Genomic DNA, 14,694 nt, shown 5'->3' with positions numbered 1-14,694 from the left:
CCAAGGTGGATCGCGACCATCTGGACGGTGCTCAGCGCGGCGATTCGGTCGGGGAAGTACTGCTTGATCAGCGGCGGCAGCACGACGTTGCCCAGGGCCGCTCCGGTGAGGGCGATACCGGTGAGCGCGAGCAACGCCCCGGTGTCGGGGGCGAAGGCCCGCAGGACCTGTCCGATCCCGGTGAGCAGCATGCTCAGGGTCGCCGTGGCCTCGGCGCCCAGACGACGCATGATCGCGGGGGTGACCAGGCCGAAGATCGCGAAGGCGACCAGCGGCAGGGTGCCGAAGACACCGACGACGGTGGCGGTGAACCCGAGTTCTCCGCCCACGGTGGTCAGCAGTGGGGACAGTGAGGTGACGACGAGGCGCAGGTTGAGCGCCGCGCAGACGATCGCGACCAGGGCCAGGACGCGGCCCCTCGTCACAGGACCCACCGACGATCGGTCGGTGTCGGCCGCGGCAGAGGAAGGTCTCATGGTGACGGGACGTCCCTTTGTTGTGCGGTGGTGCGGCGTCGCACCGGAGCGTGGTCGATCGGCGGGCGACGCTGCCGGCCAGGAGAGGATCACTCCCTGGCGAGCCAAATACGACCTTTTCTCTCAGATGTTACGCATACTCCGGAGTTGAACTCAACATTCCGCATTAAGTACGGATAGACTCCGCGTATGGCTGATATTGACGAACTAGATACGGCGATTCTGGCCGAACTCCAGTCGGACGCACGGAAAACCAACCGCGACGTGGCCGCGGCGGTGGGCGCCTCGCCCACCACGACGCTCGATCGCACCCGCGCACTGCGGGAAAGGGGTGTGATTCGCGGCTCACTGCTGGACGTGGACCTGGAACTGATCGGTCGCCCGGTCCAGGCGCTCATCACCGTGAGCGTCGTGAAACCCTCGCGGCACAACATCGAGGCGTTCCGCGACTGGGTCCGTTCCCTGCCGGAAACGCTGTCGGTCTTCGTGACGTCGGGCGAGGAGGACTTCCTGGTGCACGTCGCCCTGCCGGACAACAACAGCCTGTACGCGTTCGTGGTGGACAAGCTCACCGAACGACCCGAGGTCGCCGACGTGCGCGCGTCGATCGTCTACGAGCACCTGCGCAACCACGCCGTCACCCCCGCGGACGCCCGCACCTGAGTCGGAACATCGACCGCCCACACCCTGTGGGCGAACCCGATCAGGTCGAGGACGAGGGCCGGGGCCTACTCTTGCGGGGTCCTCTGAACCCTGCCCGAGAGGTCCAATGACCACACCCGTCCTCGCCGCGGTCCTGGTGGCCGCGCTCCTGCACGCCACGTGGAACGCGATCGCGCACGCCATCACCGACCGGCTGCTCGGGTTCGCCCTCATCGGGCTCGGCGGGATGCTCGCCACCCTGCCCCTGCTGTTCGTGGCCGGGCTCCCGCCGCTCGAGGCCTGGCCGGTTCTGCTCGGGTCACTCGTCGCGCACGTGCTCTATCTGAGTCTGCTGATGCTGTCCTACCGGACCGGTGACTTCGGGCAGGTGTACCCGTTGGCGCGTGGCACCGCCCCGTGGGTTGTGGCACTCATCGGCGTGGTGGTGTTCGGTGACGCCCTGCCGCCGAACGAGTTCGCCGGGGTGCTGACGGTGTCCGCGGGGCTGATGGTGCTGGTGTTCGCGAACGGCATGCCCCGTAGAGAGCACGCCCCGGCGCTCCTGGCGGCCTTCGCCACGGGGCTCGCCATCGCCACCTACACCGTGGTGGACGCCTACGGTGTGCGCCTCACGGAGAACCCGACCGGATACATCGCCTGGATCATGTGTCTTCAAGGACCGGTGTTCCTCTTGGTCGCCCTGGTCACCCGGCGGGGAAGGCTGATGGAGCAGCTGCGCCCCATGTGGAAGGTCGGCCTGCTGGGCGGAGCGGTGAGCGCGGGCGCGTACGGACTGGTGCTGTGGGCCCAACTGTCGGGGGCGGTCGCCGGCATCGCGGCACTGCGTGAGACCAGCATCGTCTTCGCGGCCGTCATCGGCCTGATCTTCTTCCACGAACGGTTCGGGACGGTGCGCGTCGTCGCTTCGGTGGTGGTGGTCGCCGGGGTCCTCCTCCTGGCCCGTTGACCCGGTCCGCGACGCGGTCCCACCACGTACCGCTCTCGAATCGCATGTCCCTGATACGTGGTTTTCAGGAGGCCGGGCCCGGTTCACGGTGTTCTACCGAACGCACGTGACGCGCTTTGTCACCGCAGCGTGCTATCCAGGCCTTTCCACCCCTTTACTACGTGCAAGGTGCCTCCAGTGCGACCCCCTTCCCAGCTCTTGCTTCCGTCCTTCCCCACGGGGGAGGAGGAGATCACGGTCTTCCTCGTGGTTCGTACCGCCTACGACGACCAGGACGCGTGGCAGGACACGCTCTCGTACCTGTCCGACCTGCCCGGTGTGCTTCCGCACCCGCCGCTCCCCCGGTCGGAACACGGTGACCAAGGGTCCGTTCTCCCTCGAAACGACAAGCACCTGCTTCTGGTGGACGACCCCGTCTGGCGGAACGCCACCACCGCCGATGTCCACTCGGCCCTGGAGCAGGCCGGATCCTGGCTCCCGCACATGGTGCTGCTGGCGGACGAGCGCACCATGGCCGACCCCGTGCACCGCCCCCTCCTGGCCTTCACCACCTCTTCCGAGGACGAGGACACACCTCAGGAGCCCCCTTTCGTCCCCCACGAGCACGTGCTGCGGATCGGAGCCCGCCAGGCGTCCATGCTCTACCTGGTGTTCGAGGCCGGCTACCATTACCTGGACGATTGGAAGTCCACCCTGCCCGAGGAACCCGACGAGGTGTTCGGCGCCGACCTGGACCTACTGGCCTCTCCTCCTCGCCACCGTCCCCTCGCGGGACGTCCGCCGCGCCTCCCCGTCAGCGAGGACCCGCTGCTCATACGCACCCATCACGGTGACGACGCGACCTGGAACGCGGTCCTGGATGCCGTGGGCGCTCCCGTCTTCGACGACGAGGAATTCGAGCTGCCCGAGGAGGACCCCGACGTCTTCTACGCCTACGTCCACGTGGTGGACGACATCGGCTACACCGGGCTGTCCTTCGAGCAGCTCATGGGCCTGTCCCCGCACGACTCCCACTCGTTCCTGATCGTCGCGGACGAGCTGACCATGCTGGACCCCCGGCATCCGCTGTTGGTGGTGGACCTGTTGGCGGATCCCGGCAGCTCCTTCCGAGCCGCACCGGGGGCAATCCAGACGATCCAGAACAACCTGTCCATCGCCAACATGGACTTCGACGACTACCACTGTGGCGAGGGATTCATCCAGTACTGCGGATCGGCGCACGAGGAGAGCCTCAAGGTCCTGTGAGGAAGCGGACCTCCCGGGGTCCCCCGGGAGGTCCGAGCGGACCGCTCCGGGCGCTCCGCCGGGTAGCGCCGGTCGCCGCCCCGGCTCCGAGTGCGGTTCGGACGGGCCATAAGCTGGATGATGTGACTGGAGTCTCATCATTGATCGGGGCCGACGAGAGCGCCGAGGTCCGCCGGGTCTGGCGGGATCTCGGGCTCCCCGGCCTCGTGGACGTGCACACCCACTTCATGCCCGACAACGTTCTGAGCAAGGTGTGGGCCTACTTCGACGCCCTCGGTGACGGCGTCTGGCCCATCACCTACCGCTTCGACCAGGAACAGCGCCTGGACATCCTGCGCGGATTCGGGGTCCGGTACTTCACCGCGCTGTCCTACCCGCACCGCCCGGACATGGCCCGTTGGCTCAACTCCTGGGCCGCCTCCTTCACCGAGGGCAACCCCGACTGTCTGCGCAGCGCCACCTTCTACCCCGAACCCGACGCCAAGGACTACGTGGCCGAGGCGATCGACTCCGGGGCCCGGGTCTTCAAGGCCCACTTGCAGGTGGGCGCCTACGACCCGCGCGACCCGCTGCTCACCGACGTGTGGGGGACGCTCGCCGACGCCGGGACCCCGGTGGTCGTGCACTGCGGTTCCGGCCCGATGCCGGGTGAGTTCACCGGGCCCGGCCCCTTTTCCGAGGTGCTGCGCGCCCACCCCGGGCTCACCGCGGTGGTCGCCCACGCCGGCGCACCCGAGTACACGGCCTTCCTCGACCTGGTCGAACGGTACGAGCGCGTGCACCTGGACACCACCATGGCGTTCACGCCCTACATAGAGCGGATGTCGCCCTTCCCACGCGCGGAACTCCCACGGCTGCGCGACCTCGGGCACCGCGTCCTGTTGGGTACGGACTTCCCGAACATCCCCTACGCCTACCGCGAGCAGATCCGGGCCCTGGTCGACCTCGACCTGGGATCCGACTGGCTGCGCGGGGTCCTGCACGACAACGCGTCCGGGCTGTTCGGGCTCTGACCGCCACCACACGCACCATCTGCCCTGATAGCACCACAAGCCGCACGGGCACTTGTAGAAGTCGAAGGAGAGGGCACCTTGGAACTCACACTGACGCCGCTGGAGTTCGCCCGCCGCACTCGCAGGCTGTACCCACAGCGCGAGGCGGTGGTCGACCGGGACCTGCGCCTGACCTACGAACAGTTCTTCGATCGCTGCGACCGCTGGTCCTCGGCCCTCCAGAGCATGGGGGTGGCCCAAGGCGACCGTGTCGCCTACATCGCGCCCAATACCCACGCCCAGCTCGAATCGTTCTACGCCGTCCCGCAACTGGGCGCGGTGCTCGTCCCGGTCAACTTCCGGCTGACCGCCGAGGACTTCGTCTACATCGTCAACCACTCCGGCGCCAAGGTGCTGTGCGTGCACGCCGACCAACTCGGCGCCGTGGACTCGGTGCGCGACCGGATGCCCGGGGTGGAACGCTTTGTGGCCCTCGAAGGCTCGCGCGAGGGCTGGGAGGACTACGAAGCGCTCATCGCGGCCACCTCCCCGGACTTCCGGCACCCGGAGATCACCGAGACCGACCTGCTCACCATCAACTACACGTCGGGGACCACCGCCCGCCCCAAGGGGGTGATGATCACCCACCGCAACGCGTACATGAACTCGGTGGGCACCCTGCTGCACCTGCGCGTCGAGCTGGGGCAGAAGTACCTGTGGACCCTCCCGATGTTCCACGCCAACGGGTGGACCTACACCTGGACCGTGACCGCCGCGGGCGGCACGCACGTGTGCCTTCCGGTGATGGATCCGGCGCGGGTGTTCGAACTGATCCGGACCGAGGAGGTGAGCTGGTTGTGCGCGGCCCCGACCGTGCTCATCATGCTCGCCAACACCCCGGAGGAGGTCCGTGGCGGCGTCCCGCCCGGTGTTCACGTGGTCACCGCCGGCGCCTCCCCCGCCTCGGAGACCATCGAACGGCTGGAGGAGGACTTCGGCTGGACCATCACCCACGTGTACGGACTGACCGAGACCGCCCCGTTCATCACCGTCTGCGAGCCGCGCCCCGAACACCGGGAACTGTCGGTGCGCGACCGCGGCACCCTCAAGGCCCGCCAGGGCGTCGAACTCATCACCTCCGGCGAACTGCGCGTGACGGACGACGAAGGCGCCGAGGTTCCCTGGGACGGCAAGACCGTCGGCCAGATCACCGTGCGCGGCAACGTCGTCATGAAGGGGTACTACAACGACCCCGAGGCCACCGAGAAGGCCATGGGCGACGGCTGGTTCCGCAGTGGCGACGCCGCCGTCATCCACCCCGACGGCTACGCGGAGATCCAGGATCGGATCAAGGACGTGATCATCTCCGGTGGGGAGAACATCTCCTCGGTGGAGGTGGAGGGTGTGCTGCTACGCCACCCGGCCGTATTGGAGGCCGCGATCGTGGGTGTGCCGCACGAGCGCTGGGGTGAGACCCCGCGCGCCTTCGTGGTGCTTCAAGAGGGGGCCACGACCACGGAGGAGGAGATGATCGCGTTCACCCGCGAGCACCTCGCCCACTTCAAGGCGCCCACCCAGGTGGAGTTCGTGGACCAGTTGCCCAAGACCGCCACCGGCAAGATCCAGAAGTTCGTGCTGCGAGGCGGTTCCTCCGCCGTCTCCCGCCAGTAGCGTCCATGGGGCGGGGCCGCGAGGCGGCTCACGGGCCGACCCGCCGCCCCGCCCTCGGCTCATACGGGCGGGATCACTCCGGTGATGGGGTGAGCAGGACGAACCCCGCGGAGAAGGGGTCGGCGCAGACCGCGAGCCGCCCCACGCCGGGCGCGTTCTCCGGACCCATGTGGACCTGGCCGCCGGCCTCACGTACCCGGGCGACGGCGGCGTCGCAGTCGGTGACGTGGAAGACCGGGTGCCAGTCGGCGGCACCCTGCGTCTGTGGCAGGTCCTCGGCCCGCACGCCCATGATCCCGCCGAAGTAGCGGTCCTCGCCCTGTTCGGCCGGACGGATGGTCGCGTACACCTGATCACCCATCGGAACGTCGTTGAACTCCCAGCCGAGCAGCGCTCCGTAGAAGTCCTTGGCCCCCACCGCCGAGGGCGTCCACAGCTCGGTCCACATGAGCGATCCCGGAACGTCGATCGCTTCCGCGCCGGCGAAGCCCCGCGGCTGCCAGAGCGGAACCGCGCCGCCCTGCGGGTCGCTCAGGAAGGCCATCCGCCCCAGATCCATCACGTCCATGGGGTCGATGTGGACCGTGGCGCCCAGGGCCTTGGCGGCGTTCACCGTCCCGTCCAGATCCGAGGTGGTCAGGTAGACGGTCCAGGAGATCGGCTGTTCCTCCGACATCCGCGGGCTGAGCGCGCCCACGAGCGCACCGTCCAGCCGGAAGTTCACGTAGCCGCCGGCCTCCGGTCCGGCCGACTCGGCCTCCCAGCCGAACAACGCGCCGTAGAACGCGGCCGAGGCCTCGACGTCCGGGCTGGTCACCTCGGCCCAGCAGGGTGAACCGGGTACGTAGTCAGTGGTGAGCATCAGATCGCCTCCTGTGTCGACTTCCCAGTGTGCTGTCGGATACCGACGTTTCGCGGCTCGCCGCGGTGCGGGTTCGGGGCCGGGATCAGAGATGTCCGTTCAGCGGCTCCAGGATCACGAACCCGGCGGAGAGCGGGTCCGAACAGACCGCCAGCCGCCCCACCCCGGGTACGTCGTGCGGCCCCACGTGCACCCGACCGCCCGAATCCCGTACCGACGCCGCCACCGCGTCACAGTCCGCCGCCTGGAACACCGGGTGCCAGTCGGCGAAGCCCTCGATCTGGGGCAGTTGCACGGGAGGCATCTCCATCATCCCGCCGAAGTAACGGTCCTCGCCCGCCCCGGACGGACGCGCCATCGTATAGGTCTCCTCGTCGGCGAGGGGGATGTCGACGCACCGCCAGCCGAACAGATCACGGTAGAAGTCCTCGGCACTCTGCACCGAGGTGGTCCACAGTTGCACCCAGCACAGTGCTCCCGGGCGGTCGGTCACCTCCATACCGACGAAGGTGCCGGGCTGCCAGAGGGCGAACCAGCCGCCTTGCGAGTCGGTGGCGTGCGCCACCGTGCCCAGCTCGAACACCTCGGTGGGCTCCACCTGGAGGGTGCCTCCCAACTCCCGCACACGCCGGGCGGTCGCCTCGATGTCGTCGACTTGAAAGTAGACCGTCCAGGACAGCGCTTCCTCGTCGACGATGCGCGCACCGATCCCGGCCACGTTTCCACCATCCGACCTCATGATCGGGTAGTCGCCGACTCGCGCTCCCCCGCTCTCGGCCTCCCAGCGGAACACCCGCTTGTAGAAGTCCGCCGAGGCCTCGGGGGAATCGGATCCCAGTTCGACCCATCGGGGCGAGCCGTTGACGAAGTCGGTGGTCAGCATGGGTTCTCCTCCTGTCGCGCCTTCCCTATCGAGTCTGGGACGCAGGAGCGCACCTGAGCGGGACCGCCCCGGCAAAAACTCGACAACCGACTACGGGATGATCCGGGGACGAGCCGACGAGAGGACCCGGCAGTGCCCCTGCGACTCCACCACGTGGGACCGGTGATCATCGACGTCGTGATGGAGGTCGACGGTGTGCCCGAGCCCGGCGGTGGTTCCTTCGCGAGCTCCGCGCGGACCCTGCCCGGGGGCGGGTTCAACGTGGTCTCCGCCGCCGCGCGCGCCGGGTTGGAGGTGGAGTACGCGGGGGCGCACGGAACCGGACCCAATGGTGACCTGGTGCGGGCGGCCCTGCGCGCCGAGGGCGTGAAGGTCGCGCATCCGCCTCGCCCGGCCGACACGGGATTCTGCGTGGTCATGGTGGACCCGAGCGCCGAACGCACCTTCGTCACCCATCTGGGTGCCGAGATGGACCTGCCACTGTGCGACCTGAACGACCTGCGGCCGAGGCCGGGCGACTTCGTCTACGTGGTGGGCTACTCGCTGTTGCCGGGTGGGCGTGCCGACGACCTGGTGACCTGGATCGGTGGGCTCGCCCCCGGTGTGCGCCTCGTCCTGGACCCGGCGCCGGTGGTGGGAATGATTTCCGAGGCGACCCTGGAACGGGTGCTGCCCCGGGTCGACGTGCTCAGCCTCAGCGCCGCCGAGGCGACCACACTCACCGGCACCTCCGATGGGATGGAGGCGGCCTCGGCCCTGTCCCGACGCGTCGACGGCGTGGTGGTACTGCGCGCCGGCGCAGAGGGTTGCCTGGTCGCAGAACCCCACACCGCCCCCGTGCCGGTACCCGGGTTCGAGGTCGAGGCCGTGGACACCAACGGCGCGGGCGACGCGCACGTGGGGGTGTTCGTGGCCGCCCTGGCGGCGGGAGAGGACCCGGTGTCGGCCGCCCGCCGGGCCAACGCCGCGGCGGCGCTGGCGGTGACCCGCAAGGGCCCCGCCACCGCCCCCACCGCCGAGGAAGTGGAGGCGTTCCTCCAAGGCCGAGGTCGATGACCCCTCAGGCCTGTCCGGGCAGGGCGACGTGGACCCGGTGGGGGCCGTTGTAGTGCAGGCCCCGGCTGACCACGAGGAGACCCCTTCACCCATCCAGTGACACAGAATTCTCACCCATACGTACAACTTATTGTACAATGATGGCATGTCCGGTTGTACTACGAAGGGGCCAGGAATGAAGACCTTGACCTACTCGGAGTCCCGAGCCAACTACGCCGCGACACTCGACTCCGTGGTCGATGACCGGGAAGAGGTCGTCATCACGAGAGCCGGGCGCGAGCCGGTGGTGATGATGGCTTTGTCCGAGTACGAGACTCTGAAGGAGACCGCCTACCTGCTCCGCAGCCCTGAAAACGCCCGACGTCTGGTGACCGCGATCGAGGAGCTCGAAGCCGACCAGGGGATCGAACGGGAGCTCGGCGAGTGAAGTTGGTCTGGGCTGAGAGCGCCTGGGAAGACTACGTCTGGTGGCAGGGCCAGGACCGGAAGATCCTCAAACGCATCAACATCTTGATCAAGGACATCGCCCGCAACGGCAACGAAGGAATCGGTAAGCCGGAGCCGCTGCGACACGGTTTCCAAAGCTACTGGTCACGTCGCATCACCGATGAACACCGACTGGTGTACAAGCTGGTCGAAGAAGAGATCAGGATCGCCGCCTGTAGGTACCACTACGGCAAGTGACGCCTTACTCCCGTATTTGAAGTGGACGAAAGGCGGCCAGGCCACTCACGAAATCGGGCCTCGCCTCAGGGAACACCCAGGCCTGTCCGGGCAGGGCGAAGTGGACCCGGTGGGCCCCGTTGTAGTGCAAGCCCCGGCCCACCACGAGGAATCCCAGGCGTTCGGCCAACCGCAGGCTCGGGGTGTCATCCACGTGCACCAGCGCCCAGACCGAATTCAGCCCCATTCCGTCGAGCCCGTGCCGACGAGACCCCCTGGTCACGCGGCTTCGAGCTCCCGCGCCCCAGGGGGTGTTGCCCTCAGACCCGGGTCAGGGGCAGTTGTGGGCCGCAGAGGTCGCCGAACCGACGACGACGTCGATGCCACCCGGACCAGTCAGATGGACGCCGTTCACGGTGAAGCCGCCGTCCTCCTCCTCGATCTGCTCGTTGACCACGAGTTTCGTCCCCAGGATGCCGCCCAGGTCCACTTCGAGGTCAGGGGTGTCGCCGACCTCCACCGGCACGCCTGCCACCGTCAGGGTCATGTCGACGCTGCCGGTCTGCTCCTCACAGGTACTGGTGGAGCTGACCTCCAGACCGGACACACCGATGACCGGCAGGCCCACGAGCCCGATAGAGGCGTCCGCGACGTTACTGCTCGCGGTGGAGCTCGCCGGCGCGGTACCGGTCTCCACCTCGGCGCACAGAACGTCCGCGGTGATCAGAGTCGAACCGATCCGCTCGGAACACACGGGTTCCATCGTCTCGGCGTCCGCCGTGCGCACCTCACCGGTCTCGGGCTCCGGTCCCAAGGAGATCGGCAGACCAAGGACGGGGACCTCGGCGGACAAACCGAAGGCACTACCGGTCACGTACCCCAGGGCCACGTCCGAGGACGCCTCCGAGGGCAGGTAGAAGTCGCTGCCGGCGAAGGTCAGCGCCACGGGAACGGTGGCGTCGTCGTTGAGGGGCTGATCGACCTCGTCGATCGTGCAAGAGGCGTTACCGTCACCATCGGTCGTCCCCTCACAGGCCTGCTCAGCCTCCCCGGCGCCCAACACGAACTCCACGTCCTTGTCGGCGACCGCCGCACCGGTCTCGTCGATCAGCGTCCCCGACAGCTCGGCGGGCTCGTCATTGGCCACCGTCTCGGGGCCGGTGAACTCCAGTTCCGTCTCCAACGTGATCCGCAGTTCCGCGGAGGCCTCCGAGGCCTCGTACTCGTCGTCACCCGCGAAGGTCAGTGTCACGGTAACCGTGCCGTCGTCGTTGAGGGGCTGATCGACCTCGTCGATCGTGCAAGAGGCGTTACCGTCACCATCGGTCGTCCCCTCGCAGACCTGCTCACCGTCCCCCGCACCCAACACGAATTCGATGGCCTTCTCAGCGACCGTGTCTCCGCCCTCGTCGGTCAGCGTGCCCGACAGCTCCAGCGGTTCCCCGTTGGTGGCCGTCTCAGGGCCGGTGTAGGCCAGTTCGGTGGGTTCCGCCTCCGGCGGCGGCTCCTCGCCATCGCAACCGTTGGTGCTGGTCACGAACTCCTCGTGATAGCCCAGCGGGTAGCCCAACGACTCGCCCTCGAACTCGATCTCTTGGGCGACCTCGTTCAGGCGCTGTTCGTAGTGCAGGTGTGCTCCGGTGGTGTTGTCGCCGGTGTTCCCCAGTGTGCCGATCTGTTGGCCCTGTTCGACCTCCTCACCTTCCGTGACGGTCTGCGAGTCCAGGTGGTAGTGCTTGGTCTCCCAGCCACCCGCGTGGTGGATATTCACTACCAGCCCGGCTCCGTCCTGCTCCAGAACCTGCGCGGTCCCGGGGGCCGAGGCGAGAATCGGCGTACCGGTGTCCTGTCCTCCGTCGGCACGGATGAAGTCGAGGGCGTTCTGGTCGTGTCCGGAGTATGTCGCGTACGTCGTCTCCAGCCCGCATTCGAACGGTGCTTTGAAATCGGTCGGCAGATCCCGGGTCTCGTCAGAGGCCGGGGCCGCGTGAGCGGCACCCATCGAACCGATGGTGAGCACCGCCGCCGCCAGTACGGCGATCACAGGGCGCACACCCGTGTGCTTGGCGGGCCGTTTCAAATAATCTGGTAACGCAGAAATGGCTCTTTCTCCTCGATCAGGCACCCACGACCGAACAGGGCCGTGGGCGAACTATGGGCGATGACATATTCGCGCGATCCACGCGGTCGATACCCAAGTCGAATGCAGCGGCCAGTTCATAAGAACGACACCGCATCTGACACGAACACGTGAACCCATCAACAGAACTCCCCGCATCACCTAGGCAATGCTCGGACAGTTTGCAACAGAAGATTGCACGACTCAAGCGCCACCATTGACCGCTCCCGGCCGGCCATGCGATTGACTTTTCATTCAGGCATGATAAATAACCCCACCTCATCAGAAACCAAGGCCCCTGCAAGCAATCCAGCCCCTGGAGTCACACACATAATCCGCACGGAAATCTACACAAGAACAAATGGGATCCGGGTTCCAATTGGAACAAACACCCCGGCCTCATAAACACATAGAAATGAATATCCAACGAGACCTGATTGAAAATCGACCCACCGTGTCAATCGACCGCCACCCAGCACCCCGGTGCACGCACATGAATCCACACTGAACCGGGGTAACGAAAATTCCAGTGGCCCTGGCGGCGGAGAGGTACGGACCGGAACGCAGCGTCCAGCGGGCCGTCCGGGGCCGCTGCGACACGGTTTCCAAAGCTACTGGTCACGTCGCATCACCGATGAACACCGACTCGTGCACAAGCTGGTCGAAGAAGAGATCAGGATCGCCACCTGTAGGCACCGCTACGGAAAGTGACGCCATACCTCGGCATTCGAAGTGGACGAAAGGCAGCCAGGCTACTCACGGAATCGGGCCTCGTCTCAGGAAATGCTCAGGCCTGACCAGGCAGGGCGACGTGGACGTGGTGGGGGCCGTTGTAGTGCAAGCCCAGGCCCACCACGAGGAACCCCAGGCGTTCGGCCAACCGCAGGCTCGGGGTGTTGTCCACGTGCACCAGCGCCCAGACCGAGTTCAGTCCCAGTTCGTCGAGCCCGTGCCGAAGCAGCGCCAAGGCGGCCTCGGTCGCCAGACCACGGCCGCCATGACGCGCGGACAGGTACCATCCGATCTCCGGAAGGTCGCCGGGCAGTTCCTTCGAGGGGCGTAGGTGGGCCAGACCGATGAGGTCGCCGTCGAGCATGATGACCCAATGCCCGAGTTCCGGCGGGCCCTCATAGGCGAGCCGGTTGTCCACCATCGCCCGGGCCACGTCCGGTTCGGAAAGGTCGGCGCCCAGGTGCGTGCTCATCGCCGGGTCTGCGAACAGCGCCACCACGTCATCGGCGTGCCGAGGCAATAGCGGAACCAACTTCAGTCGTTCCGCCTCGACGGCCTCCTGTTTCACGCCCATACGTCCCACCTCGCACGTCCACGGTGCCTGCGCCATCGCTCCGAGCACGCCTACCGGCCGGTCACAGGCCGAGCTCCTTGGCAACATCCTCGACGGAAACGACCTGGGCATCTCCGGACCGGATCTCCTCCAGTCTCTGCTGCGCGACTCGTCCTTCGGCATCGGCCATCTGACAGATCGCGGCGTTGAGCAGGTAGGAAGACAAATCCATCCCCGCGCGCTCCGCATGGGATCTGACACGCTCCGCCTCATCCGGATCGAGGCTGACGCGGATTCTGACCTTTGCCATGGCACGATCGTAGGACTCGCGTTACTCCATGTCTCGACGTAACCGGTCCACAGGCCTCATCCGCTCAGTGCTTGAAGTGGATGAACAGGCGACCGAAGTTCTTCGAGTCCTTCTCCACCCGGTGGTAGCGGGCCTTGACGTCCTTGCGGTCCAGGAAGCGCAGCACGCGCTTCTTCAACTGTCCCGAACCCTTGCCCGGGATAATCTCCACGGTCTTGGCCTTCTTGCTCTCGGCCTCGTCCATGATGTCGTTCAGGGCCTGGTCGATGCTGCGCCCCTTGTTGAAGATGTCGTGGAGATCGAGCTTGAGCCGCACGCTTCTTCCTCCCGGTCGGTTGGCACGGATGATACGCGCACGCTCCCCGTACGCTCCGCCCCGAACCGACGCCCCCGCTCCGAGGAGCGGGGGCGGGCGGCGAGGTCAGGCACGCCGCCACGGTTCGGGCAGCGGAGATCCCGCGCAAAGCAGGCCCTCCAGCGTCCTCCAATGCCGGCAGGCTTCACGGAGCGCGGTGAACACCGGGCCGGTCTCCCCGCTCTCCCCGGTCTCACGGAGGGCTTCGGACAGAGCGTCGTACACCCGCGTGATGGGCTCCATGTCGCCATCGTGCCCGCTCAGGACCCAACGGGACGGCAGTGGAGCACCCGCACGAAGCAGCGAGTCCAACGTCGTGAACACGTTGTCGGCGCTGTTCAGGGTGGCCACCGCGCCGCACGGCGGCCCCGGCGAGGTCAGCAGTCGGTGGAGTTGTGCGGCGCAGGCGTTCACCACGAACGGTTCCGTGTGCTCGGTGTGCGCACCCCCGTGGTTCTGGCCCAGGACACAGCGAGGCGACGCGCAGTTCAGAGGTTCGATGTTCGTCATGCCGCCACCCCCGCGGCGAACGCACGCGATCCCGTGTGGTGGACGTAGTACCCGCGAACCAGCCGCACGGGCGGGAGCGGGTAGCGCGGGTCGACCTTCAAGGGCGCGTCCGGTGACACGGGGCGGGGAAGCGAGTCGATGGGCCGGCGCGGAGCCGGGACCACCGGGGGAGAGAGCGTCGACGGAGGTGAGGCAACGTACCGGCGGACTCGGCGAGCACGGTTGCGGCGCAGCTCCGCGAGGACACCCGCACAGCGCCCGTAGGGGTCGGCGTGGACGGCCTGCGAGGGCCTGATCAGCCTCATCAGGCAGGCGAACAGAGCGATAAGGTAAGGCATGTTGCCGCTCCTTTTAAGCGGTGGCCATGGCCCCGGGGCGTGTTCCAGCACGTCGCCGGGGTTTCGTCGTTGACGGGCTTTCACTGTACACGACTGTTCACGACCAGTACATGGGTACCCGCACACTCCCCCGGGAAGGCCTCGTTGCCCTCGCCCTACCATGATTGACGCATGGACTTGCCAGCAGGGATCGGACCCGATTCGGAAATCGACGCGTTGGCCATGCCGCCTGTGTGGCTACAGCTCGCGGCCATCCTGGTCGCCCGAATCGAGGCGGGGCGGTACCAGGTCGGACGCGCGATCCCCTCGCTCACACAGCC

The 14,694-nt window shown here is 67.2% G+C and carries 18 protein-coding genes and 2 pseudogenes; 10 read left to right on the top strand and 10 right to left on the bottom strand.

Annotation, left to right across the window (positions count from 1 at the left end; translation table 11 throughout):
* Nucleotides 1–476 (bottom strand): annotated as a pseudogene (locus tag ABZ717_RS26140) (MFS transporter); the annotation flags it as partial.
* Nucleotides 477–665: 189 nt separating this feature from the next.
* Between ABZ717_RS26140 and ABZ717_RS26135 the strand changes: the two are divergent.
* The 5 genes from ABZ717_RS26135 to ABZ717_RS26115 all read left to right on the top strand — a co-directional run bounded on the left by ABZ717_RS26135 (nucleotide 666) and on the right by ABZ717_RS26115 (nucleotide 5,993).
* Entirely contained in the window at nucleotides 666–1,139 is a 474-nt protein-coding gene (locus ABZ717_RS26135) for an Lrp/AsnC family transcriptional regulator (RefSeq protein ID WP_358515103.1), read from the top strand.
* Between the two features lie 106 nt (nucleotides 1,140–1,245).
* Nucleotides 1,246–2,085 carry a DMT family transporter gene (locus tag ABZ717_RS26130; RefSeq protein ID WP_358515100.1) on the top strand — a complete coding sequence of 280 codons (840 nt, stop codon included), beginning with the start codon at nucleotides 1,246–1,248 and terminating at the stop codon, nucleotides 2,083–2,085.
* 177 nt (nucleotides 2,086–2,262) lie between these two features.
* Complete coding sequence (locus ABZ717_RS26125) at nucleotides 2,263–3,330, top strand: hypothetical protein (protein ID WP_358515097.1); 1,068 nt, start codon at nucleotides 2,263–2,265, stop codon at nucleotides 3,328–3,330.
* Between the two features lie 122 nt (nucleotides 3,331–3,452).
* Nucleotides 3,453–4,343 (top strand): amidohydrolase family protein, encoded by an 891-nt coding sequence (locus tag ABZ717_RS26120; protein ID WP_358515094.1) that lies wholly within the window; start codon nucleotides 3,453–3,455, stop codon nucleotides 4,341–4,343.
* A 78-nt stretch (nucleotides 4,344–4,421) separates the two neighbouring features.
* Nucleotides 4,422–5,993: a long-chain-fatty-acid--CoA ligase gene (locus tag ABZ717_RS26115; protein WP_358515091.1), complete on the top strand. Its 1,572-nt coding sequence runs from the start codon at nucleotides 4,422–4,424 to the stop codon at nucleotides 5,991–5,993.
* A gap of 73 nt (nucleotides 5,994–6,066) precedes the next feature.
* Here the strand turns inward: ABZ717_RS26115 and ABZ717_RS26110 are convergent, their stop codons facing one another.
* Together ABZ717_RS26110 and ABZ717_RS26105 are read right to left on the bottom strand one after the other, a co-directional pair.
* Entirely contained in the window at nucleotides 6,067–6,855 is a 789-nt protein-coding gene (locus ABZ717_RS26110) for a VOC family protein (protein ID WP_358515088.1), read from the bottom strand.
* Between the two features lie 85 nt (nucleotides 6,856–6,940).
* On the bottom strand, nucleotides 6,941–7,738 hold the full coding sequence (locus ABZ717_RS26105) for a VOC family protein (RefSeq protein ID WP_358515085.1): 798 nt from the start codon (nucleotides 7,736–7,738) through the stop codon (nucleotides 6,941–6,943).
* A 132-nt stretch (nucleotides 7,739–7,870) separates the two neighbouring features.
* Here ABZ717_RS26105 and ABZ717_RS26100 point away from each other — a divergent pair, with 132 nt between their 5' ends.
* The 3 genes from ABZ717_RS26100 (at nucleotide 7,871) to ABZ717_RS26090 (ending at nucleotide 9,478) form a co-directional block, all read left to right on the top strand.
* On the top strand, nucleotides 7,871–8,794 hold the full coding sequence (locus ABZ717_RS26100) for a PfkB family carbohydrate kinase (protein ID WP_358515082.1): 924 nt from the start codon (nucleotides 7,871–7,873) through the stop codon (nucleotides 8,792–8,794).
* A gap of 175 nt (nucleotides 8,795–8,969) precedes the next feature.
* The gene (locus ABZ717_RS26095; RefSeq protein WP_067607479.1) at nucleotides 8,970–9,221 is read left to right on the top strand and encodes a type II toxin-antitoxin system prevent-host-death family antitoxin; all 252 of its coding nucleotides are present in this window, start codon (nucleotides 8,970–8,972) and stop codon (nucleotides 9,219–9,221) included.
* Complete coding sequence (locus tag ABZ717_RS26090) at nucleotides 9,218–9,478, top strand: Txe/YoeB family addiction module toxin (RefSeq protein WP_358515079.1); 261 nt, start codon at nucleotides 9,218–9,220, stop codon at nucleotides 9,476–9,478. The genes ABZ717_RS26095 and ABZ717_RS26090 overlap by 4 nt, the downstream gene beginning before the upstream one ends.
* Nucleotides 9,479–9,482: 4 nt before the next feature.
* Here ABZ717_RS26090 and ABZ717_RS26085 read toward each other — a convergent pair whose 3' ends face one another.
* Nucleotides 9,483–9,740 carry a GNAT family protein gene (locus tag ABZ717_RS26085; RefSeq protein WP_358515076.1) on the bottom strand — a complete coding sequence of 86 codons (258 nt, stop codon included), beginning with the start codon at nucleotides 9,738–9,740 and terminating at the stop codon, nucleotides 9,483–9,485.
* A gap of 48 nt (nucleotides 9,741–9,788) precedes the next feature.
* The gene (locus ABZ717_RS26080; protein ID WP_358515074.1) at nucleotides 9,789–11,510 is read right to left on the bottom strand and encodes a M23 family metallopeptidase; all 1,722 of its coding nucleotides are present in this window, start codon (nucleotides 11,508–11,510) and stop codon (nucleotides 9,789–9,791) included.
* A 549-nt stretch (nucleotides 11,511–12,059) separates the two neighbouring features.
* Here ABZ717_RS26080 and ABZ717_RS26075 point away from each other — a divergent pair.
* Nucleotides 12,060–12,287 (top strand): type II toxin-antitoxin system YoeB family toxin, encoded by a 228-nt coding sequence (locus tag ABZ717_RS26075; protein WP_358515071.1) that lies wholly within the window; start codon nucleotides 12,060–12,062, stop codon nucleotides 12,285–12,287.
* A 76-nt stretch (nucleotides 12,288–12,363) separates the two neighbouring features.
* Here the strand turns inward: ABZ717_RS26075 and ABZ717_RS26070 are convergent, their stop codons facing one another.
* The 5 genes from ABZ717_RS26070 to ABZ717_RS26050 form a co-directional block, all read right to left on the bottom strand.
* Nucleotides 12,364–12,882 carry a GNAT family N-acetyltransferase gene (locus ABZ717_RS26070; protein WP_358515068.1) on the bottom strand — a complete coding sequence of 173 codons (519 nt, stop codon included), beginning with the start codon at nucleotides 12,880–12,882 and terminating at the stop codon, nucleotides 12,364–12,366.
* A 61-nt stretch (nucleotides 12,883–12,943) separates the two neighbouring features.
* Nucleotides 12,944–13,171 carry a hypothetical protein gene (locus tag ABZ717_RS26065; protein ID WP_358515066.1) on the bottom strand — a complete coding sequence of 76 codons (228 nt, stop codon included), beginning with the start codon at nucleotides 13,169–13,171 and terminating at the stop codon, nucleotides 12,944–12,946.
* Between the two features lie 64 nt (nucleotides 13,172–13,235).
* Nucleotides 13,236–13,487 carry a Smr/MutS family protein gene (locus ABZ717_RS26060; protein ID WP_067607473.1) on the bottom strand — a complete coding sequence of 84 codons (252 nt, stop codon included), beginning with the start codon at nucleotides 13,485–13,487 and terminating at the stop codon, nucleotides 13,236–13,238.
* Between the two features lie 105 nt (nucleotides 13,488–13,592).
* Nucleotides 13,593–14,036, bottom strand: a complete 444-nt coding sequence (locus ABZ717_RS26055; protein ID WP_358515064.1) for a hypothetical protein — start codon at nucleotides 14,034–14,036, stop codon at nucleotides 13,593–13,595.
* On the bottom strand, nucleotides 14,033–14,374 hold the full coding sequence (locus ABZ717_RS26050) for a hypothetical protein (protein ID WP_358515062.1): 342 nt from the start codon (nucleotides 14,372–14,374) through the stop codon (nucleotides 14,033–14,035). Before ABZ717_RS26050 ends, ABZ717_RS26055 begins: the two co-directional genes overlap by 4 nt.
* Nucleotides 14,375–14,545: 171 nt before the next feature.
* Here ABZ717_RS26050 and ABZ717_RS26045 point away from each other — a divergent pair.
* Nucleotides 14,546–14,694: pseudogene (locus ABZ717_RS26045) on the top strand (GntR family transcriptional regulator); the annotation flags it as partial.

Origin of the sequence: Nocardiopsis sp. NPDC006832, assembly GCF_040635885.1 — a bacterium.
In the GTDB taxonomy this organism is placed as follows: Bacteria; Actinomycetota; Actinomycetes; order Streptosporangiales; family Streptosporangiaceae; genus Nocardiopsis.
This window is presented reverse-complemented; position numbering and strand designations above follow the sequence as displayed.